This window comes from Paraburkholderia sp. BCC1885 (assembly GCF_900996235.1).
In the GTDB taxonomy this organism is placed as follows: domain Bacteria; phylum Pseudomonadota; class Gammaproteobacteria; order Burkholderiales; family Burkholderiaceae; genus Paraburkholderia.
This window is the reverse complement of record NZ_CAAJGM010000241.1, coordinates 157,618-177,522: the sequence shown is the minus strand read 5'-3', so window position 1 is coordinate 177,522 and position 19,905 is coordinate 157,618. Positions and strand designations below refer to the sequence as shown.

Annotated in this window: 17 protein-coding genes and 1 pseudogene; 8 read left to right on the top strand and 10 right to left on the bottom strand. The window is 63.3% G+C overall.

Annotated features, from left to right (window positions below; all coding sequences use genetic code 11):
• Window positions 1–13: 13 nt before the first annotated feature.
• The 6 genes from FQ755_RS37650 to FQ755_RS31045 form a co-directional block, all read right to left on the bottom strand.
• Window positions 14–166, bottom strand: a complete 153-nt coding sequence (locus FQ755_RS37650; protein WP_186308703.1) for a hypothetical protein — start codon at window positions 164–166, stop codon at window positions 14–16.
• A 4-nt stretch (window positions 167–170) separates the two neighbouring features.
• The gene (locus FQ755_RS31065) at window positions 171–893 is read right to left on the bottom strand and encodes a PIG-L deacetylase family protein (protein ID WP_144160185.1); all 723 of its coding nucleotides are present in this window, start codon (window positions 891–893) and stop codon (window positions 171–173) included.
• Between the two features lie 194 nt (window positions 894–1,087).
• Window positions 1,088–1,675 carry an NTP transferase domain-containing protein gene (locus FQ755_RS31060; RefSeq protein ID WP_144160182.1) on the bottom strand — a complete coding sequence of 196 codons (588 nt, stop codon included), beginning with the start codon at window positions 1,673–1,675 and terminating at the stop codon, window positions 1,088–1,090.
• Between the two features lie 139 nt (window positions 1,676–1,814).
• Window positions 1,815–4,058 carry a xanthine dehydrogenase family protein molybdopterin-binding subunit gene (locus FQ755_RS31055; protein WP_144160179.1) on the bottom strand — a complete coding sequence of 748 codons (2,244 nt, stop codon included), beginning with the start codon at window positions 4,056–4,058 and terminating at the stop codon, window positions 1,815–1,817.
• Entirely contained in the window at window positions 4,055–5,056 is a 1,002-nt protein-coding gene (locus FQ755_RS31050) for an FAD binding domain-containing protein (RefSeq protein ID WP_144160176.1), read from the bottom strand. Before FQ755_RS31050 ends, FQ755_RS31055 begins: the two co-directional genes overlap by 4 nt.
• Window positions 5,057–5,068: 12 nt before the next feature.
• The gene (locus FQ755_RS31045) at window positions 5,069–5,776 is read right to left on the bottom strand and encodes a 2Fe-2S iron-sulfur cluster-binding protein (protein ID WP_144160173.1); all 708 of its coding nucleotides are present in this window, start codon (window positions 5,774–5,776) and stop codon (window positions 5,069–5,071) included.
• 870 nt (window positions 5,777–6,646) lie between these two features.
• On the opposite strand from FQ755_RS31045, the gene FQ755_RS37645 reads away from it, so the two are divergent.
• Together FQ755_RS37645 and FQ755_RS31035 are read left to right on the top strand one after the other, a co-directional pair.
• Complete coding sequence (locus tag FQ755_RS37645; protein ID WP_186308701.1) at window positions 6,647–7,276, top strand: hypothetical protein; 630 nt, start codon at window positions 6,647–6,649, stop codon at window positions 7,274–7,276.
• A gap of 137 nt (window positions 7,277–7,413) precedes the next feature.
• Window positions 7,414–7,596 carry a hypothetical protein gene (locus FQ755_RS31035; protein WP_144160170.1) on the top strand — a complete coding sequence of 61 codons (183 nt, stop codon included), beginning with the start codon at window positions 7,414–7,416 and terminating at the stop codon, window positions 7,594–7,596.
• 139 nt (window positions 7,597–7,735) lie between these two features.
• Here the strand turns inward: FQ755_RS31035 and FQ755_RS31030 are convergent, their stop codons facing one another.
• Window positions 7,736–9,478: an IlvD/Edd family dehydratase gene (locus tag FQ755_RS31030; RefSeq protein ID WP_144160167.1), complete on the bottom strand. Its 1,743-nt coding sequence runs from the start codon at window positions 9,476–9,478 to the stop codon at window positions 7,736–7,738.
• A 177-nt stretch (window positions 9,479–9,655) separates the two neighbouring features.
• Here FQ755_RS31030 and FQ755_RS31025 point away from each other — a divergent pair, with 177 nt between their 5' ends.
• Window positions 9,656–10,585: a Gfo/Idh/MocA family protein gene (locus FQ755_RS31025; RefSeq protein WP_144160164.1), complete on the top strand. Its 930-nt coding sequence runs from the start codon at window positions 9,656–9,658 to the stop codon at window positions 10,583–10,585.
• Window positions 10,586–10,860: 275 nt separating this feature from the next.
• On the opposite strand, the gene FQ755_RS31020 is transcribed toward FQ755_RS31025, so the two are convergent.
• Complete coding sequence (locus FQ755_RS31020) at window positions 10,861–12,153, bottom strand: aspartate carbamoyltransferase (RefSeq protein ID WP_144160160.1); 1,293 nt, start codon at window positions 12,151–12,153, stop codon at window positions 10,861–10,863.
• Window positions 12,154–12,837: 684 nt separating this feature from the next.
• On the opposite strand from FQ755_RS31020, the gene FQ755_RS31015 reads away from it, so the two are divergent.
• The 3 genes and pseudogenes from FQ755_RS31015 to FQ755_RS31005 form a co-directional block, all read left to right on the top strand.
• On the top strand, window positions 12,838–13,794 hold the full coding sequence (locus FQ755_RS31015; protein WP_144160157.1) for a M23 family metallopeptidase: 957 nt from the start codon (window positions 12,838–12,840) through the stop codon (window positions 13,792–13,794).
• A complete protein-coding gene (locus FQ755_RS31010) occupies window positions 13,787–14,155 on the top strand; it encodes a hypothetical protein (protein ID WP_144160155.1) in 369 nt (122 codons plus the stop codon). Before FQ755_RS31015 ends, FQ755_RS31010 begins: the two co-directional genes overlap by 8 nt.
• Before the next feature lie 54 nt (window positions 14,156–14,209).
• A pseudogene (locus tag FQ755_RS31005) lies at window positions 14,210–14,608 on the top strand (polymer-forming cytoskeletal protein); the annotation flags it as partial.
• Window positions 14,609–14,865: 257 nt separating this feature from the next.
• Here the strand turns inward: FQ755_RS31005 and FQ755_RS31000 are convergent.
• Together FQ755_RS31000 and FQ755_RS30995 are read right to left on the bottom strand one after the other, a co-directional pair.
• Window positions 14,866–15,642 (bottom strand): hypothetical protein, encoded by a 777-nt coding sequence (locus FQ755_RS31000; protein WP_144160149.1) that lies wholly within the window; start codon window positions 15,640–15,642, stop codon window positions 14,866–14,868.
• Window positions 15,639–17,723 carry a putative bifunctional diguanylate cyclase/phosphodiesterase gene (locus tag FQ755_RS30995; protein ID WP_144160146.1) on the bottom strand — a complete coding sequence of 695 codons (2,085 nt, stop codon included), beginning with the start codon at window positions 17,721–17,723 and terminating at the stop codon, window positions 15,639–15,641. The genes FQ755_RS31000 and FQ755_RS30995 overlap by 4 nt, the downstream gene beginning before the upstream one ends.
• A 490-nt stretch (window positions 17,724–18,213) precedes the next feature.
• Between FQ755_RS30995 and FQ755_RS30990 the strand changes: the two genes are divergently transcribed.
• Together FQ755_RS30990 and FQ755_RS30985 are read left to right on the top strand one after the other, a co-directional pair.
• Window positions 18,214–19,089, top strand: a complete 876-nt coding sequence (locus tag FQ755_RS30990) for a hypothetical protein (RefSeq protein WP_144160143.1) — start codon at window positions 18,214–18,216, stop codon at window positions 19,087–19,089.
• A 31-nt stretch (window positions 19,090–19,120) separates the two neighbouring features.
• Window positions 19,121–19,888 (top strand): hypothetical protein, encoded by a 768-nt coding sequence (locus FQ755_RS30985; RefSeq protein ID WP_144160140.1) that lies wholly within the window; start codon window positions 19,121–19,123, stop codon window positions 19,886–19,888.
• Window positions 19,889–19,905: the final 17 nt, after the last annotated feature.

Below are 19,905 nucleotides of genomic sequence, written 5' to 3'. Positions count from 1 at the left end.
AACCGCTACTCCCTCAAACCGGATCCTTATCCGGCGGCCCTTCCGGCCGCTGCGGCTCGTCGTTGTGATGACCCGGCGAGGGCGGCGAAAGCGGATCGCCTTCCGGGTCGCGGGTCGGATCCGCAATCGGATCGGGGACGGGATTGGTATGCATGCGGTAAGTCATGACGTCACCTCGTGGGATGGGAGCGGTGAACCGGCGTTCGGGACACGTTCAACTGCCAGTAGTGTTCGGCATTGAACACGTCTTCGTAGCCCTGCGGCCCGAACGCGCGCAACTGGCTTTCGTATGCGGCGACCGCCTCGCGCTTGAGCGACGCCTGGCGTTCCTCGTCGATCGTATGGTCGGCGGCGGGATGGGCCGGCGTCGCCTCGATGCCGCGCCGCGCCAGATCGTCCAGACGCGCGGCCACGACGCCCGGTTGCAGCCGGTGGATCGCGTCTTCGTAAGCGAACCACGCCAGGTGCGACAGCCGCGGCAGGATTTCGCAGCATGCGTCGTACACCAGCACATGATCCGCGTGGTGCAGACCGAGCGGCATCAACAGGGTGTTTGCCGTGGAACGGTAAATGGTTTCTTCGAGCGCCGCCGCCAGCCGGTTGATCGACGGCGAATCTTGATACTGGCCGTCGCGAAACGGCATACGCACCGGAACCGCGTCGAACAGTTCCAGCGCGCGGTTGTCTTCGAGCGTGCGTGCATTGACCGATTCGTGCGCGCCGGCAAAACCGGCCTCGCTATCCCATTGGGTCTGCATGTTCTGCTCGGGCGCGGCGGCGAACACGGTACAGACGACGGCGTCGGGATGGGTGGCGAGCAAGGCGCCGCAACTGAACACGGCGTCGTCGAAATGGGGTGAGACGATAAATAGGCGCGGGCTGGTTTCGCTCATGGGATCGCAATGGGTTCTCGGAGGCGCGCGAGTGGCCGCATCCGCATAACGACGGGACAGCGTCACATCAGCTTAGACCGTATTGATGCGACCCGTGCGGAAGGTGGCCGCGCAAGCCGTGTGCCTGAGAGGCGCGTTAAGCGCGCGCCTAACGCGGCCGGTAGCGCGCTAGCGCCGGAGTGTCCCGCCGCCGTTCACAGGCCGTGCAGATCCTCGGGCGTGTCGACGTCGCGCAGAATGCCGGGGTCGTCGACGTCGAGCCGCGCAATCTGCTGCGTGGCCAGCAGATGACGCGCGCCGGTGTCGCCGTCGAGGCTCATCAGCGCGTCGCGGTGTTCCGGGCCGAAGCCGACCGGATGCCCCCGCTGCCCCTGATAAAACGGCACCACGATCGACGCGCCGCCGTCCAGCGTGCGCGCCACCGCTTCCACCGTAGGAATTGCGATGCGCGGCATGTCGGCCAGCGCGACGATCCAGCCTTCCGCGTCCGAACTGGCTTCGATGCCCGCCGCGAGGCTCGCGCCCATGCCGCGCTCGGCGTCGCTGGAGAACACCACGTCGCAGCCGGCTTCGTTGAGCATGCGGGCGAGCGCCTCCGAGCCCGGCCGCACCACCGCGAGCACCCGCGTCACCACCAGCAGGAGCCGGTGCGCCGCTTCGTGGGCGACCATGGCGCCGTCCGGCATTTGCGCGAGCAGCTTGTTGTGCAGGCCCTCCGGGTCGAAGCGCGAGCCGTAACCGGCGGCGAGCAGCACGCCGGTGGCGAGCGAAGCATAGGCCATGGGGCGGCACCTGGAAAGGAAATGACGTCGATTGTGCGGCGCAACCGGCGCTCAGGCAAGCACCAATCTCGGTGCGCCCGCGCCGTTTGCGTCACCCGACGCCATTCTGTCCTGCCCTTCTGTCCGTCGTCCGGCCGCGTCAGACCCGCGTGGTCGGCATCAGCACCTTGTCGAGCGTGATCGGCAGATCGCGCACCCGCACGCCGGTTGCGTGATAGACCGCGTTGGCCAGCGCGCCGACCACCCCGGTCAAGCCGATCTCGCCGATGCCGCGCACGCCGAGCGAGTTGATGTGCGGATCGGGCTCGTTGATAAAGCTGATGTCGAGCGTGCCGATATCGGCATTCACCGGCACGTGATACTCGGCCAGATTCATGTTGACGAAGCGGCCATAGCGCTCGTCCAGCAAGGTGTCTTCTTCGAAGGCGGCGCCCACGCCCCACACCATGCCGCCCATCATCTGGCTGCGCGCGGTCTTTTCGTTGAGCACCCGGCCAACGTCGTACACGCCGACGATACGCGGCACGCGGATCGTGCCCAGGTCGGCATCCACGTGGACCTCGGTAAATACCGCGCCGAACGAGTGCATCGAATATTCGCTGCGCTCCTGGCCCGGCTTGAGGCTCACCACCGCCTCGATGGGCTGGCCGCCGGCGCGCGCCAGAATCGCGGCCGCCGGGTCGCGCAGCGACGGATTCGAGCGGCTCACCACCCAGCCGTTCTCCACGCTGAGGTCGGACAGATCCATGCCGTGTACCGGCGAGGCGTTGTCGGCCACCGCGAGCGAGATCAGGCGGCTGCGCACCTGCATGCAGGCATCGCGGACGGCGGGCGACACGCTTGCCGCCGACTGCGATCCGCCCGAGCCCGGCGCCTGCGGCAGGGAGGAATCGCCTAGCTCGAAGTGGATTTTTTCGGGCGGAAAGCCGAGCGCGTCGGCGGACACCTGGGTCATCACCGTGTAGGTGCCGGTGCCGAGATCCTGCGTGCCTGAAGCGACCATCGCGGTGCCGTCGGGCAAAATTCGCGCGATCGCCCCGGCGGGGCTGCGGTTGGCGGGGTAACTGGCTGTCGCCATGCCGAGGCCGATCAGGGTGCTGCCGGAGCGCATCGAACGCGGTGTGGCCGTGCGGCGCGACCAGCCGAATTTCTCCGCGCCGATTTCATAGCACCGGCGTAGCGCCTTGCTCGAAAATGGTTTGTTCTCCTGCGGATCTGCCTCCGCATAGTTTTTGAGCCGCAGCGCGACGGGATCCATCTTGAGCGCCCACGCGAGTTCATCCATGGCGGATTCGAGCGCGAACGAACCGGTCGTCTCACCGGGCGCGCGCATGAAGGTCGGCGTACCCAGGTTCAACTGAACGAGCCGGTGGGTCGTCACCTGATTCGGCACCGCATAGAGCACCCGCGTGATCATGCAGCAGGTCTCGGTCCAGTCCTCGATCATCGACGTGTTCGAGAAACTGTCGTGCCGCATCGCGGTGAGCGTGCCGTCGTGCCGTGCGGCGAGCGTGAAATGCTGCTCGGTGTGCGGACGCGCGCCGACCGAACCGAACATCTGCGGACGGGTCAGTGCGAGGCGCACCGGGCGGCCGACCTGCTGCGAGGCCATCGCGGCGAGCACCACATGTGACCACGACGAGCCCTTGCTGCCGAAGCCGCCGCCGATGAACGGCGAGATTACCCGCACATTGTCGGGCGAAATGCCGAGCGTCTTCGCCACCGCCGTGCGCGTGCCGCTCACGCCCTGGGTGGAATCGTGCAGCGTCAATTGCGGGCCGTCCCAATGCGCCATGGTGGAATGTGGCTCCATGGGATTGTGATGCTCGACGGGCGTCGTATAGACCGCGTCGATACGCACTGCGCCGCTCGCGAGACCCGCTTCGAAATCGCCGCGCTGCGTGTCGGTCTGGCGGCCTTGTGGACTGATCGGCGCATGCGCGCTCGACTTGGCGCTGGTGAAATCGTGCGCACCGGGGGTTGCCTGATAGGTGATGCGCAGTTTCTGGGCGGCGTCGGTGGCGCGTTCGAGCGTGTCGGCCACCACCACGGCGACGGGCTCGTTACTGTAGTGAATCTGGTTGTCCTGCAACAGCGAGAGTCGACGGCCCGCCGGTATCGCGAGCGGCGGACGTCCATTGTTGGGCAGGCGCGGCGCGTTCTGATACGTCATCACCAGCAGCACGCCCGGCAGCGCTTGCGCGCGGCTGGCGTCGATCGAGGCAATCGTGCCGCTCGAAATCGTGCTCGTCACCAGCACTGCGTGGGCGATGCGCGCCTCGGGGAATTCCGCCGCGTAGCGTGCTTCGCCGGTGACTTTCAGCACGCCGTCGGTGCGGTCCATCGGTTGACCGACCAGTGGGGCATTCAGGTTGGTAGTCATGCGAGACCTCCCGTGCGGCCGGCGGCCTGATTGACGGCGCGCACCATGGCTCGTTGCGCGAGTAGCACCTTGAAGCGATTGCCGCTGAGCGGCTGCGCCTCGCCCATGGTGGCCGCCGCGGCTTCGCGCAGCGACGCATCGCTAAGCGGCTTGCCGCTTAGCATCTGCTCGGCGATGCTCGCGCGCCAGGGCTTATGCGCGACGCCGCCCAGCGCAATATGTGCAGTCCTTACGGTATTGCCGTCCATCTGCAAGCCGGCGGCGACCGAGACCAGCGCGAATGCATAACTCGCGCGATCACGCACTTTCAGATAATGCGAATGATCGCTGAATAGCGGCGGCGGCAGATCGACAGCCGTGATCAGTTCGCCCGGCTGCAGGGTCGTATCCACCTCGGGACGGTCGGCGGGCAGGCGATGAAAATCCGCAATCGGAATCGTGCGCTCGCCACGCAGACTGCTGACGCGCACCACGGCGTCGAGCGCCGCGAGTGCCACGCTCATGTCCGACGGATTCACCGCGACACATTGCGAGCTGGCGCCGAGAATCGCGTGCGTGCGGTTCTGTCCTTCTATCGACGCGCAGCCGCTGCCCGGCTGGCGCTTGTTGCATTGCGTAAACGCGGTGTCGTAGAAGTAGCCGCAACGGGTGCGCTGCATCAGATTGCCGCCTACGGTTGCCATATTGCGCAACTGCGGCGACGCTCCGGACAAAAACGCCTGCGACAGCAGCGGATATTGCTGGCGCACCAGCGCGTGATTCGCGGCGTCGCTGTTGCGCACCAGCGCACCGATGCGCAAGCCGCCGTCCGGCAGCGTGCCGATGCCGTCGAGGCCGCGCAGACGGGTGATGTCGACGAGGTGCACAGGGTGCTCCACGCCGCCTTTCATCAGATCAAGCAGATTGGTGCCGCCGCCGATAAACATCGCGCCGGGTTGCTGCGCCGCGCGCAGCGCGCTGCTCACGTCCGCAGCGCGTTCATAGGAAATCGCGTCCATGCCGGTGCTCCGTCAGGCGTTGCCGGAATCGCCGCCGTGCACGGTGCGCACGGCGGCAACGATATTGGCGTACGCGCCGCAGCGGCAGATGTTGCCGCTCATGCGTTCGCGGATCTCGTCGTCGGAGAGTTGGGGCGGTCGGGTACGGACGTCGGCGGTGACGGTGCTGGCAGTGCCGCTCTGGAATTCGTTGAGCAGCGCTGTCGCGGAACAGAGCTGCCCGGGCGTACAGTAGCCGCACTGGAACGCGTCGTGCTCGATGAACGCCCGCTGGATGGGACTTAGCGCGCCACTGCTCGCGAGGCCTTCGACGGTCGTGATGGTCTCGCCTTCGTGCATCACGGCAAGCGTCAGACAGGAGTTGACACGCCGTCCTTCGATTAGCACGGTGCACGCACCGCATTGTCCGCGATCGCAACCTTTCTTGGTGCCCATCAGGCCGGCGTATTCGCGCAACGCGTCGAGCAGCGTCACGCGCGGCTCCAGTTGCAGCGTGTAAGGGCGGCCGTTGATGTTCAAGGTGACCGGTCGCGGCGGTTCGGGCGCGCGCGGCTGAGCGGGTGGGGTGACGACGTCCGGCTGGCTCTGTGCGCGGACATGGGGCGCTACGCCGACAGCGGTGGCCGCTGCCGCGGATTGCAGAAAGCGGCGGCGTGCGGGCTTGTCAGGCGTGGTGTTGGGTTCTTCGTCCGAACCCGCTGGGACTCGATTCCTGGACATAACGTTCTGTTTGCTCCATGAAAGGTCGATGCAATCTCGCCACGCGGCGGACGTTCGACGCATGCGAGCACAACGAATCAGATAGCAATTTCGATGCCCTGGCCGTGCTGCACGCGGCAGGGTGCGCTTCACTATATATCCAATGTAAAACAGGATTGCGCGCTGTTTCGCGGGGAAAGCGCAACACAGTCTTGTGCGATATCGCGGAGTGCTGTCGCGCCGGGGTCACATGGATGGATTGCCCGAAAATTATTTCGCAACCCTAACTTTAGGAATGCGACGTAGTCGGGATGTGAGTATTGCCGCGCCGCTAACCGTGCCTGATTCACTCAGTCGCATAATGAAGCGGCGTTGTGACAGAGATATTGTTCTCGAGGTTTTTTCTGCTAAAGCAGACATCGGCGGAGTAAAAGATAACCAGCGCAAAATGACCCATGCGAGATTGCCAAACTGAGATTTCAGTTGCTGTTCAATTAATGGGATCTGGTCTGAAAAATTCCCGATACGCATGGTAATCAATAGTAATTTTTTGTGATGTCGTCCGGCCTAAAGTAAACCGGAATTATGTCGCTATTCCAGCTATGACATAACCGTCTTGTCGCGTTACCAAGGTTGCTATTTTTATACCGATAAGCGGCTAGGGGTTATAGAGCACTTGACTTAAAGCGGATTGCTGAAGCGGACTCGCAAGGTCGGCATTCAGTGCGCCGTTAATGTCGAAAAGTGCCGTGTCAGTTTCGGCTGCACCGCAGACATCTCAATCGGACTGCCAGACCCAGTGCGATAGTGGGCTTTCAATGCGTGACCTGAAGCCCTGCGGCGCGGTTCAATACAACAAACAATTGGCCAGAAAAAATGAACCGGGGTGATATGAAAAACATCGTGCGAATCGCGTGGGGAGCGGGCGTTGTCGCGGCATTAAGCGCTTGCGCGACTAACGATCAGGGCCAAGCCGTGATCGATACCAATCAGGTCAATGTTGTGATCGGCAAACTGCTCACGCCGCAATCTACGAACGGCGACAGCAATAGCGACAGCAGCAGCGATGACAGCAATAGCAGCGCGGATAACAGCGACAGCAATTACCAGCCGGCGCCCAACGACAAATATATCGCCGTTGCATCAGATCAGGATATCGAGGTTTCAGGCGGCAATACCTATGTCTGGGCAACCGATCCTAACGGACATCGGCATCGCGTGTTATATGGCCGTGGCGATCAGCGCGCGCAATTGCAGGCACGACGAGCCCAGTTGCAACGCGTGGCCGCGCATAACGGCGGCACGCTGCCGACCCACGCCGGCGCTGTGAAGAACGGCGGCGCGGCAACCCGGGCCACGGCTCAGAACGGCAAACAACCTACCGCAGCTATGGCGGCCGCGCATCCTGGGGCGGCCCCGGCCGCCACAAAGGTTGCGGCGGCGCCCGCCAAGCCCGCAGCGGCCGCGCCTGCGCCGGCCAAGCCGGCCGCCAAGCAGCCAGAAAAGAAGACGACAAGCTAAGTCTGCTTGGCCGTCACTCCCGAGTTCCATCAGGTAGCCGCAGCGCTGCTTCCTATAGAACAAACGTAGATGCAATGCAGGTCATGCCTTCCAAAAGGCAATCGATCAGATAATTCTTTAAAAAACTGAGGGTTTTGATGAAAAAAGTCTTTGCTATTGCCGTTCTGGCCGGTGTTTCGATTTGCGCAATGCCGCTTGCTCAAGCTCAAGTGCCGCATCGCGACGACGCAGCTCACCGCGACGACCATCGTGCTGATCATCGTAACGATCATCGTGATGACCACCGCAATGATCATCGCGACGACCATCGTCGTCCGTAATAAGCAGAGTAATAGACGTCAGTTAAGCGTGAAACGCGAGGTGCTCTTTGCAGAGGACCTCGCTTTACTTCGTGCGTTGATTTTTGCCTGGAGCATGACTTCGCGCGAGCCGCCTCGTCGAAGCGACTCGTGCTCTCGTTCAATGCGAGTGGCGCGGCACCTCGGCGCCACGGCAGCCCACCAGGAAGTCGAAATCGCAGCCTTGGTCCGCTTGCAGCACGTGTTCGACATAAAGTTGCCGATAACCGCTGGAATCGGCCGCTGTCTTCTGCTGTCCTTCCGCCCAGTCGGCGAGGCGGGCAGCCAGCTCTTCCGCGCTGACATCGAGGTGCAAGCGGCCGTCGTGGCAATCCATCTCGATCCAGTCGCCTTCGCGCACTACCGCGAGCGGGCCGCCGGCGCGCGCTTCGGGTGAGACGTGCAGCACCACGGTACCGTAGGCAGTGCCGCTCATGCGCGCATCCGAGACGCGCACCATGTCGGTGACGCCCTGCGCCAGCAGCTTCGGCGGCAAGCCCATGTTGCCCACTTCGGCCATGCCGGGATAACCCTTCGGCCCGCAATTCTTCATGACGAGCACGGAGTCGGCGGTGACGTCCAGATCCGGATCGGCGATGCGCGCCTTGTAGTCGTCGAAGTTCTCGAATACCACGGCCCGACCGCGATGCCTGAGCAGGGCCGGCGTCGCCGCGGACGGTTTGAGCACCGCGCCGTTCGGCGCGAGATTGCCGCGCAGCACGCACAGGCCGCCATCGGCGACGAGCGGTTTGTCGAGCGGACGGATCACTTCGTCGCTGTAGATCGGCGCTTCGCGGTTGTTGTCCCACAGCGACTGGCCGTTGGCGGTCAGCGCATCCGGATGCGGCAGCAGGCTGGCTTCGCCCAGACGCCTGACGACGGCTGGCAAACCGCCCGCGTAATAGAACTCTTCCATCAGGAAGCGGCCCGACGGCTGCAGATCGACCAAAGTAGGCGTGCCACGGCCGACGTGGGTCCAGTCGTCCAGTTCGAGGGGGACGCCAATGCGCCCGGCAATCGCCTTCAGATGAATCGCCGCATTGGTCGAGCCGCCGATTGCCGCATTCACGCGGATCGCGTTTTCGAATGCTTCACGCGTGAGCAGTTTCGACAGCTTGAGGTCCTCCAGCACCATGTCGACGATGCGCATGCCCGACATATGCGCGAGCACGTAGCGGCGTGCATCGACGGCGGGAATGGCCGCGTTGTGCGGCAGCGTGACGCCGAGCGCTTCGGCCATGCAGGCCATCGTCGAGGCGGTGCCCATCGTATTGCAGGTGCCTGCCGAGCGCGACATGCCGGCTTCAGCGGACATGAATTCGTGCAACGAGATCTTGCCGGCCTTGACCTGCTCGCTCAATTGCCAGACCACCGTGCCCGAGCCGATATCGCGGCCATGATGCTTGCCGTTGAGCATCGGTCCGCCGCTCACCATGATGGCCGGCACGTCGCAGCTGGCCGCGCCCATCAGTAGCGCGGGGGTGGTCTTGTCGCAGCCCGCGAGCAGCACCACGGCGTCGATCGGATTGCCGCGAATCGATTCCTCCACGTCCATGCTGGCCAGGTTGCGCGTAAACATGGCCGTGGGGCGCAGATTCGATTCGCCATTCGAGAACACTGGAAATTCCACTGGAAAGCCACCTGCTTCGAACACGCCGCGCTTGACGTGCTCCGCGATCTTGCGAAAGTGCGCGTTACACGGCGTCAATTCCGACCATGTATTGCAGATTCCGATGATCGGTTTGCCCTGGAACTCGTGATCGGGGATGCCCTGATTCTTCATCCAGCTTCGGTACATGAAGCCGTTCTTGTCGGCGGTGCCGAACCATTGCGCCGAGCGCAGTGCTCGTTTGTTGTCTGGCATGGTGCCCTCCTAATCCCACATTATAGTAAGACTATTTAGCCTGTTCACTAGGGTATTCACGAATATTGGTGCCCGATCATTCGCAATATAGTGTGACTATTCGAAAATGAATGGACGGCTGTGTCTCGCGCTGGAAGGCGCGTGCCAGTACGCAGCGTCAATCAGTGAGGCCGAATCATGGCGCAGCAAATCAGGTTGGGCATCGTGGGCGTGGGCAAGATTGCGCGCGATCAGCACTTGCCGGCTATCGCGGCAAACGCGGGCTTCAGGCTCATTGCGGGCGCGAGCCGCAATGCGCAGGTCGAAGGCGTGCGCAACTATAAGACCATTCAGGAACTGCTCGCGGCCGAACCAGACCTGGACGCGGTGTCGCTCTGCGCGACGCCGCAAGTACGCTTTGAGCAGGCGCGCGACGCACTTCTCGCCGGCAAGCATGTGATGCTGGAAAAGCCGCCGGGCGCGAGCGTCGTCGAGGTTAAGCTGCTCGCCGAGTTGGCTAACGAGCGCGGCCGCAGCCTGTTTGCGACGTGGCATTCGCGCCATGCGCCCGGGGTCGAGACGGCCCGCGCGTGGCTTGCCGAGCGCGACATCAAGTCGGTGCAGGTGCTCTGGAAAGAAGATGTCCGTAAATGGCATCCGAATCAGGACTGGATCTGGCAGCCCGGCGGCTTGGGCGTCTTCGATCCGGGCATCAATGCGCTGTCGATCGTGACGCGGATTTTGCCGCGCGCGTTCTTCCTGAAGTCCGCGGAATTGTGGGTGCCGTCCAACCGGCAGACGCCGATTGCCGCGAACCTCAATTTCACCGACGACCGCGATACGCCGATCCGCGCCGAGTTCGACTGGCGCCACGGTTCCGAAGAACTGTGGCAGATCGAGGTGACGACTGGCAGCGGCGTTCTGCGTCTTTCGCAGGGCGGCAAACTGTTGCATATCGACGGCGCGGCCGTCAATGTAGGCCCGGAACGCGAATACCCCGGCCTGTACGAGCGCTTTTTCGAACTGGTCAGCAGCGGTGCGAGCGACGTAGACCTGCGCCCGCTCGAACACGTGGCCGACGCCTTGTTGTTAGGCCATCGGCACGCGGTCGAAGCCTTCGTCGATTGAGCGGCGCCGTTACCACTCAAGATCGGCTTCCTGGTGAAGATGTCGGAACACGCATGGTTCATCAACGAACAGAAAGCCGCGACCGCTCTCGGTCAGGCGGCATTCTGTTGCTCGCGGTATTGTTCGACCGGTATCGCCGCAGCAAACGCGTGGGGTAGGTGAGCCTCGCGGTGACGGAGATGGATCAGGCGGCGCGGCAGAATTCAGCGCTCGTCGAAGCGCCTGCACGCGCACCTGCATACGCGCGAGTTCGGTTGTCTAGCGGCTGATTTGCTTCAATCGATGCCGTGAAACACCGCATCGTCCGGGCCGAGATATACCGGCGGACGCCATGCCGCGTCGCGCATGGAATGCTGCACCAGCTTTTCGACCCCCAGCAGCACCGCGAAAATCGCCATCCGCACCGGAATGCCGTTGTCGGTCTGACGGAAGATGGCGAGGCGCGAATCGTGGTTCAGATCGACGCTCAGGTCGTTGGCTCCCGGCCGGCTGTCGCGTGGCAGCGGGTGCATGATCAGCGTATCGAGCCCACAGACGCTATCCACCAGCGCCTGGTTGATCTGGAAGTCCGGCGTATAGCCTTCGAACGATTCATCCGCAAAGCGCTCTTTCTGGATGCGCGTGGCGTACACCACGTCCGCGCCACGCAGGCCTGCTTTCAGGTCGTGAGTCTGCTCGACCACGTGATCGTTGCGCGAGATATGTTCGACGATGTAACTCGGCATTTCCAGCGACGGCGGCGAGATCAGCGTGAACTTGATGCCGCGATACAGTGCCAGCAATTTGACGAGCGAATGCACGGTGCGCCCGTATTTCAGGTCGCCCACCAGCGCGATATGCGCGCCGTCGACGATCTTGCCGAGCCGCGAGAATTCGCGCTGGATCGTGTACAGGTCGAGCAGGGCCTGGCTCGGATGTTCGCCGGGACCGTCGCCGCCGTTGATCACCGGCACGTTGGTGGCGCGCGCGAATTCGGCCACCGAGCCTTGCTCCGGATGGCGGATCACCAGCGCGTCGACATAGCCGCTCATCACGCGGCTCGTGTCGTAGATGGACTCGCCCTTGGCCATCGAAGAAAACGTGAAACCCGTGGTGTCGCACACCGAGCCGCCGAGCCGGCAGAACGCCGCGCCGAAGCTCACGCGCGTGCGGGTGCTGGCCTCGAAGAACAGGTTGCCGAGCACCGCGCCTTCGAGCACGCGGGAGATTTTGCGGCGTCGCGCGATGGGCTGCATGATGTCCGCGACGCGAAAGAGGGCTTCGACCGAGTCGCGCGAGAATTGATCCACGGACAGCAACTGCGGCCTGCCTTCGAACAGCATCTGGCTGGCGAGCGACTGTGAGTCTACGCTTTGCGTATACTTATCGCCCGCTTCGCCGCTGACGACGATCTCCGACACGAAGCGCTCGACAATCTCCGGCATGGCGCGCGATTCCGCCGAATCGTCCGGCAGCAGCCACGTGTCCAAAGCCCGGCGCGATACACCGATACGGCTCGCGAAGGTGTCGCGGGTCATGTTCAGGCGACGCATGGCGTCGCGGAGAAAGGCTTGTTGCGGGACGCTCATGGAGGCACCTCTTGGGCAGTTTGATGTACGCGGTGCGTATATTAGTTTGGCTGTGCGAGAAGTCAAGCAGTTTTGGCAAAAAGGCTATGGCCGGTTGCACCGCCCGGCATGCAAAGCGGCCAGCCGCTTCGCTTGACCGTCGCCCGGCTTGCATTCGCGGGCGTGGCGCCGGCCTGCGCGGTCGTTAGCGCCAAAAGCCCAAAAATGGCCGCTCATCTGGCCGGGGCTGGTTTGACCGTTCGTCAGAGGTGGCGACGGAACAGTCAAAGCCGTCCCGCGTCATCTGCCGGCTTGAGTTCCTGTCGTTACGCCGTTCGCCGACGGCGCCATCTATCACGCCTCTTTGCGGCGTTTGGTGCTTATGTAGGTCTATATGCCGAGGTGGCAATTCAATTAATTCGGTATCCATATTAATTGAATGTGATGAAGCGCGCGTGAGTTTCACGTAAAGCTGCGCATGTCCCATTCGTCGGCGTTTCGAATTTGAGATGATGCCTGAGCGGACAGAGGGATAATCGGCGGTTCTGTTTTTCATCTCACGTCGGCGCTTGTCCGGCGCATACGTTGCATGCCGGCTAATCCCGCCTTCGCTTTCGTTGTCCTTACTATTCCGTTTGCGTGCCGCGATCGGGCGTGTCGTTGCGCGTCTGCATGGCGTGTCGCGGCGCGTGCGGGGAGCCGCTGATGTCGTCGATCCTTGGCGCCGGCAGCCGGCTCAGCAGCGGCGAAATTCGCTTCGTTACCCGGCGCATGGCCATCACGATCGCGCTTGCGGCCGCAGCGGGCGCGGCGGCGCTGTCGCTGGCGGCGGGTGTCGTTATCGGGATCTATCTACCCGCGCATGATGCGGCGGCCCGCGGCGGTCAGATGGTGAGCCGCGTCGAGCATAACTATGCAATCGATCAGCTTGGCAAGCTCAATGCGTCGATGGCGCAGATCGAGCCGCGCATCGAGCGGCTCACGACCGAGGTCGGCGCGCTGCGCAATTTCGAGTCGCGTCTGAACACGCCGAAAGCGCCGCCGCATGCGCCTGCCGATCCGGCGGATCAGGAGACGTCGGACGCCGACGGCGAAGGCGGTCCGTCGCTGCCGCCGAGGCGCTGTGTCGAAGCGGTGACGCGGCCGTCGCGTAGCGATGCTGCTTCGACGCGCCAGCAACTCGAATGCTTGAGCGCCACACTCGCCGCGCTCGAGCATGAGACCGAGGTGCATGAAGTCGCGTTTAACGCTTTTCCGGGTCGCATGCCGGCCGAGGGCGCCCGCTTTGGCTCACCGTTCGGCAATCGCATCGATCCGTTCACACACAGGCTCAGCTTTCATCCGGGCGTCGATCTGGTCGCGCCCTCGGGTACGCCGATTCTCGCCGCGGCCGGCGGCCGGGTGATTTTCGCGGGGCCGAAGGGCGGCTACGGCAACGCGGTGGAGATCGACCACGGCAACGGTCTCATTACCCGCTACGGGCACGCGTCGCGCATTCTCGTGCACGAAGGCGATCTGGTTCTGCCGCTGCAACATGTCGCGGACATCGGCAGCACCGGCCGCTCGACCGGTCCGCATCTGCATTTCGAAGTGCTGGTGAACGGCTCTCCGGTCGATCCGACCGCCTATCTTGCGTTGTTCGGCGCCCATCCTCATGGTTGATCTTCGTTCGGCCCGCGACGCGGGTGGTCTCACGCAGCGCGTCTATGCACTCCAACCGGTGCGCTCGCGCGCGCTGCGCGTGGCGCTCTGGAGCGGCGTATGTGCCTGCAGTGTGGCGCTGGGCGCCGCGGCGATGAACTGGTACGCGACGCAGCGCGCCGTGCCGCCGTCCCAATGTGCGAGCGCGCCGGTTTCGCATGACAGTATGCAGGCAGAGCTTGAACGCACCCGGCTCGCGCTGGCGCAGGAGTCCACTGCGCGTGCAGCAGTGCAGAAGACTGCTGACGCCTCAGCCGCCGAAGCGGCCCGTCTGAATACCGAATTGATGTTCTTGCGCAGCCAAAGCCAGAAACGCCGTTGACCCTGCGATAGGTCACGCACCCCCCGTTTTCCTGATATTAGTGAGAGGTTATTTATGTTCGGCAAGAAGAAAACCACGAGCGTTCAGCAGACCAAGCTCGCCACCCTGGTCGCCCACGACGTGCGCATTACCGGCGACCTCGAATTCAGCGACGGCCTGCGCATGGACGGCCATGTGTGCGGCAACGTCACCGGTAAGGCGAACACGCAGACCTTGCTGGTGCTGAGCGATCGCGGCTCGATCGAGGGTAACGTGCATGGCTACGATGTGGTGGTGAACGGCAAGATCATTGGCGATGTGATTGCCGATCATTTCGTCGAATTGCAGCCCAACGCGCATGTGACCGGCAACATCTACTACCAGCAATTGCGCATGGATTGCGGTGCTTCGGTCGACGGCAAGTTGACGCGGCGCGATCCGCTGCCAGCACCGATCTCGACGTTGACCTCGCCGCCGAGCGGTAGCGAGGCAGCCGATCCCAAGCCGCCGCGTACCAAGGCAAACGGGATTTCGCCGCGGGCAGAGAAACGGGATAACAGCGCGGACGTAAGTGCGAACGTCGGCGCGAGTACAGACGCTTCAGGTGGCTAAAGTCGTCTTGGCGGCCCTTAGCCTCCTTTAACCAGCATTACTCTCCTTCAGCCACCTTCAGTTACCCCGAGCGCCTTTAGCGGTCTTTAGCGCAGACCCACAGAAGTCCGCTGAGCCCGCTATACGGACGCTTTCTGTGCGGGCCGGTCCGGCAACTCCGGCGCCAGTTCGCCGCGCGGGGCGGGGTTGAGCGAATTGGGCCGCTGCGCGGCGCCCTTGTCGAGATTGGCGAGCATGCCTTGTTCGGCAAGCAGGTGCTGCAAGGCAAGCACGATCAGGCCGATGATCAGCAGCAGATCGCCTGCAAACACGACGCCATACACCGCCGAGGTAGTCTGCGGGTTGCCGAGCAGCAACGACGCATTTCCCCGGTTCAGCAGCACCAGCGTCAGCGGCACCGCCGCGTTGAGGCTGGCAATGGCGCTGGCAATTGCCACCAGCATGCGCGCCGGCCCGAGATCGGGGCGGCGTCGGCGGCATACCTCATAGAGCGTCAGCGCGCGGCACGGCAGGAAAAACAGCGTGAGCAGCGCGCCGCGAAAAACAGGCGGTGCTTTCAGTGCGTGCGCGAGCGAAAACAGGACGCAGAACAGCGCGGTGACGGCGAAGCCCTGGAGCAGCGAGGCAGATGCGCCGAACAGCACACGCGTGCCGGTCCACACCAGAATGCGCGCCTGCAGTGCCAGAGTTGCCGTGGCGATCAGCAGCAGCGTGGTTGGCCATACCGAGTGCAGACCGAAACAGGCCGCCGCCGCGCTCATCAGAAAGAACGACGCCGACCAGAAGCGAAACGCCGCGACACGCGCAAAAATGCGCGCGAGGGCAGCCGTGACGATACCGCTGCACAGGAACGTCATCAGGCAAAGCGAATTGAATGTCGCTACGTCGAATCTCATGAAATCTCCGTCTGCGCCAGAACCATGCGTTCCTTCAGCAGGTCGCTGAAGGCCTCCGGTTCGAGCGGCTTGCCTAGCAGAAAGCCCTGCATTTCGTCGCACATCATGGCCTTGAGCTTGCCGAGCTGCGAGGCGGTTTCGACGCCTTCGGCCACCACGTCCATGTCGAGCGAATGCGCGAGCGCGATGATCGCGGACACGATTGCCGTGCCTTCGGGACCATGGTCGTCGAGACCGTTGGTAAAAAAGCGGTCTATCTTGAGCTGCTTGACGCGAAAGCGTTGCAGGTAGGCGAGACTCGAATAGCCCGTGCCGAAATCGTCGATTGCAATCTCGAAGCCGCTCGTCTGAAACTCGCGGATCATTTCGATCGTGCGGGGCGCGTCCTGCATGGCGACGGTTTCGGTGATCTCGAACATGATCAGTTCGCTGTCCACCTGTTCGGCCTGCACGATCTCCAGCACGTTGGCGACCAGATTCGGCTGCGAGAGCTGGCGTGGCGACAGGTTGATCGCCACCTTCATCGCCGGCAGTCCGGCATCGACCCAGCGGCGGATCTGCCGGCACGTCTCACGCACCACCCAGTAGCCGATCTGCACGATCTGTCCCGAGCGTTCGGCAATCGGGATGAACTCCAGCGGCGCCAGCACGCCGAGCAGCGGATGGTTCAGGCGGATCAAGGCCTCGGCGCCGGCCAGTTCGTTGCTGTCGCCGCGAAACTTGGGCTGGAAATGCAGCCTGAAATAGTCCGCGCTGAGCGCTTCGTGCAGCGCGTGCTGGATTTGCAGCGTGCGCGTCGCGGCCTCGTTCATGCTGGCTTCGAAGAAGCGGTAGGTGCTGCGTCCCGCGCGCTTGGCTTCGTACATCGCGGCATCCGCGTGCTTGAGCAGGGTGTCGAAGTTGTCGCCGTCCTGCGGGAACAGCGCAATGCCGATGCTCGGCATGACCTGCAACGGCTCGTTGTCGCTCCACACGCCTTCACGCATCCGGTCGAGCACGGCGTCGGCAATCAGGCCCGCATCCTGCCGCTCGCGCAGGTTCTCCGACAACACCACGAATTCGTCGCCGCCCAGCCGCGCGACGGTATCGGTGGCGCGCACGCAGGCCTGTAGACGGTGCGCGAAGGCGGCGAGCACCTGGTCGCCCGCCGAATGGCCGAGTGAATCGTTGATGGTCTTGAAGCCGTCTAGATCCATGAACAGGATCGCGAACACATTGTTGCGGCGGCACGCCATCTGAATGGCCGATTCGATCCGCTCGGTAAGGGTCGCGCGGTTCGGCAGGCCGGTCAGGGTATCGACGGTGGCGAGGCGCACGATCTGTCCGTTCAGGTTCGACACGGCGCTGACCAGAAAGGTGGTGCGTGCATCGAAGCGCGACAGCATCAGCGTGACGATCAGAATCGAGAAGCTGAACAGCATCACCGCGGTGGCGAGCCACTCGGTGTCGACGCCGTTGGCTGCTGCGCAGATGGCGCCGACCGGGAAATCGGCCGCCGCCATGCCGGCGTAATGCATGCCGCTGATACCCACGGCCATTACCAGCGCCGCGCCGAAGCGCGTGCGTTTGACGTTGCGCGCGGCTTCGTCGCGCAGCCGGCGTGCGATCAGCAGCGCGGCCATCGAGGCGGCGACCGCAATCGCCAGCGAAATGGCAAACCACGTTGGCCGGTAGTGAATGCCGGGTTGCATGCGCATGGCCGCCATGCCGGTGTAGTGCATCCCGGCAATGCCGAGGCCCATCAGCACGCTGCCGCTCACAAGGTGGACGGGCGTCAGTTGCGCGCGCGTGGTGATGAAGAGCGCGAAATACGACACCACCACGGCGATGGCGAGCGAGTCGCCGGTCAGTGTCAGGTCATAGCCGAGCGGAATCGGCAATGACAGCGCCAGCATGGCGATGAAATGCATCGACCAGATGCCGACGCCCATCGCGGCCGCGCCGCCCGCGAGCCACGCGTGACGCAGGCGCGACGAGGTCAACATCGCGATGCGTCCGGTCAAATCGAGAGCGGTATACGACGCAAGCGCCGCGACGACGAAGGAGACCGCCGCCAACCAAAAGTTGTAAGTGCCGAGCATGTTTAGTCCAGCCGTGTAAGGAGAGACGGCTTAACCTGTTGTCGACCGCGGGCACGATTTATTTAACGAAATTACATCAACAATGCAGGATTTCGCGGAGGTATTTCGGGGCTGTCGTCAGGGTAATCCACGAGCGAAGGTATTCCCTGCAATCGCGGCCAGGATCGCAAAACGCGATGCTGGCCGCGAGTCCTGGCGCGTAGCGGAGGGAGTTTGGCGTGGATCGATTGGGCCACCAGGCTTATCTGCGAGATTATGCAGCGCGCGTATTTGAGTGGACGCTATGCGCGTCTCTTTACAGCAGGAAGTTTCGATACGGGTTCGCGCATTCAGCAATTTTCTGTCAGCATCGCTAATAGCGCCTGAACCCGCGAAAGCAGCTTCACGTGACGGGCGCGCTACCGACCAAGGCTTCGTTATCGAGTACGTGATTACCAACCCTTCCGTTTTCATGCGAGCAAAACCTCTGGCTGTTGCGGCTGTTCTCGTTATGCTGGTGCCGTCTCTCGCAGCCGCTCAGGCGTTCGAGAGCGGTTCGCGTGCCGAGTTGTACCGGCGCTATGTGCTCGCCGGCAAGGACGTGCAATGCCGCACCAATGCCTCGTGCGCGGCACTCGGCGTGGCCGCGCTCGATGCGGGGCGCATCAAGGACGCGCAGGCGCTGGTGGATATGGAATCGATGCTGGCGGATGCCGCGACCTTGCAAGCCGAAGAAGACAATTCACCGAAGGCGATCAACTCGGCGCACGCGCGGGTGGCGATGGCGCTGATCCATGAGGGCGACGTGCAGGCGAGCGAGGGCGCGTTTTCGAATGCGCGCGCGTTTTATCGCACTGCTGCAAGCCGCGGCAAGGAAGCGCCCGACGACATCATGCTGAACCGCGTCGTTACGCTGGCACAGCAACGCCTGGCCGGCGTCGCGGACAAACAGGTGGTGGAGGGTCTGCCCGCGACGGGCGTGCGGTTCGCGCGCTATCTGAAGCTGGGTGCATGGAGCAGCGTGGTGCTGACGCCGCTCAAAGGGCGCCGCGGCGTCTACCGTCTCGTCGCCAGCTTCGTCTATCCAGGCGTCAGCAGTGACGGCCAACCGGCGGTCAGTACCGGCACCGTGCTGGCGAACGTGCGGTTCTATGGCGCCATTGCGCGGGTTGCCGTGGCGGATCAACCGGACGGCGTGCCGTTCGACGCCACCACGAAGGTGAGCAACCTCGCCGCCTACGACGGCCACGCCGACAAGTGCCTTATCGAGTTCAGGCTCAGCGAGCCGGAGACGCTCGACGTGGTCACGCACGGCTCCGCCGGCGCATGCCGGTTTGGTCCGAAAGTAACCGCCGATGGCCGATATTATCTAAAGACGGGTTCTTAAACCCGGGTTCTGACTCGTCGGGGGAGCGCGTATGCGAAACGCAATGGACTATCCGTCGGTGGTGTTTGTGTCGACGCTGGTGGCGATGTCTTTGTCGGCCTGGATCGGAGCGAGTGTGCTTCGGCGCGTGAAAAGTCTCACGGCGGAAGCGCGCGAGGACTTCAATGTGGTTCAGGCGGCCACGCTGACGCTGCTCGCACTGATGATCGGCTTCAGCTTTTCAATGGCGGTGGGCCGCTATGATCAGCGCAAGAATTACGAGGAAGAGGAGGCCAATGCCATCGGCACGGAATACGTGCGGGCCGATCTGCTGCCGGCCGCCGACGCGCAGCAGGTGCGCACGCTACTGACACGTTATATCGGGCAACGTATCCTTTTCTATCAAACGCGCGATTCAAACGCACTCGATGAGATCAACTCCACGACGTCGCAATTGCAAACAGCGCTCTGGGGTGCGGTGCGCGACGCTGCCGCCGCACAGCCGAATCCCGTCACCGCGCTGGCAGTCGCCGGCATGAATGACGTGCTGAATTCGCAGGGATACACCCAGGCCGCGTGGTGGAATCGTATTCCGATCGCAGCGTGGGGACTGATGGTGGCGATTGCGGTGTGCTGCAATCTGCTGGTCGGTTATGGCGCGCGCACGGCCAGGATCGGTCTGACGCTGCTGGTCGTGCTGCCGGTGGTGGTGTCTACTTCGTTTGCGTTGATTGCGGATATCGACAGCCCACGCGGCGGCATCATTCGCGTGAGCCCGATCAATCTGCTCAGTACCGCGCAATCGTTGCGGCCGGACTGATTTGCTTAGGGTTGCGT

What these genes read in the sequence shown, in the direction of transcription:
- FQ755_RS37650 (WP_186308703.1), bottom strand. Translation starts at nt 166, where the DNA reads ATGACTTACCGCATGCATACCAATCCCGTCCCCGATCCGATTGCGGAT.
- FQ755_RS31065 (WP_144160185.1), bottom strand. Translation starts at nt 893, where the DNA reads ATGAGCGAAACCAGCCCGCGCCTATTTATCGTCTCACCCCATTTCGAC.
- FQ755_RS31060 (WP_144160182.1), bottom strand. Translation starts at nt 1,675, where the DNA reads ATGGCCTATGCTTCGCTCGCCACCGGCGTGCTGCTCGCCGCCGGTTAC.
- FQ755_RS31055 (WP_144160179.1), bottom strand. Translation starts at nt 4,058, where the DNA reads ATGACTACCAACCTGAATGCCCCACTGGTCGGTCAACCGATGGACCGC.
- FQ755_RS31050 (WP_144160176.1), bottom strand. Translation starts at nt 5,056, where the DNA reads ATGGACGCGATTTCCTATGAACGCGCTGCGGACGTGAGCAGCGCGCTG.
- FQ755_RS31045 (WP_144160173.1), bottom strand. Translation starts at nt 5,776, where the DNA reads ATGTCCAGGAATCGAGTCCCAGCGGGTTCGGACGAAGAACCCAACACC.
- FQ755_RS37645 (WP_186308701.1), top strand. Translation starts at nt 6,647, where the DNA reads ATGAAAAACATCGTGCGAATCGCGTGGGGAGCGGGCGTTGTCGCGGCA.
- FQ755_RS31035 (WP_144160170.1), top strand. Translation starts at nt 7,414, where the DNA reads ATGAAAAAAGTCTTTGCTATTGCCGTTCTGGCCGGTGTTTCGATTTGC.
- FQ755_RS31030 (WP_144160167.1), bottom strand. Translation starts at nt 9,478, where the DNA reads ATGCCAGACAACAAACGAGCACTGCGCTCGGCGCAATGGTTCGGCACC.
- FQ755_RS31025 (WP_144160164.1), top strand. Translation starts at nt 9,656, where the DNA reads ATGGCGCAGCAAATCAGGTTGGGCATCGTGGGCGTGGGCAAGATTGCG.
- FQ755_RS31020 (WP_144160160.1), bottom strand. Translation starts at nt 12,153, where the DNA reads ATGAGCGTCCCGCAACAAGCCTTTCTCCGCGACGCCATGCGTCGCCTG.
- FQ755_RS31015 (WP_144160157.1), top strand. Translation starts at nt 12,838, where the DNA reads ATGTCGTCGATCCTTGGCGCCGGCAGCCGGCTCAGCAGCGGCGAAATT.
- FQ755_RS31010 (WP_144160155.1), top strand. Translation starts at nt 13,787, where the DNA reads ATGGTTGATCTTCGTTCGGCCCGCGACGCGGGTGGTCTCACGCAGCGC.
- FQ755_RS31000 (WP_144160149.1), bottom strand. Translation starts at nt 15,642, where the DNA reads ATGAGATTCGACGTAGCGACATTCAATTCGCTTTGCCTGATGACGTTC.
- FQ755_RS30995 (WP_144160146.1), bottom strand. Translation starts at nt 17,723, where the DNA reads ATGCTCGGCACTTACAACTTTTGGTTGGCGGCGGTCTCCTTCGTCGTC.
- FQ755_RS30990 (WP_144160143.1), top strand. Translation starts at nt 18,214, where the DNA reads ATGCTGGTGCCGTCTCTCGCAGCCGCTCAGGCGTTCGAGAGCGGTTCG.
- FQ755_RS30985 (WP_144160140.1), top strand. Translation starts at nt 19,121, where the DNA reads ATGCGAAACGCAATGGACTATCCGTCGGTGGTGTTTGTGTCGACGCTG.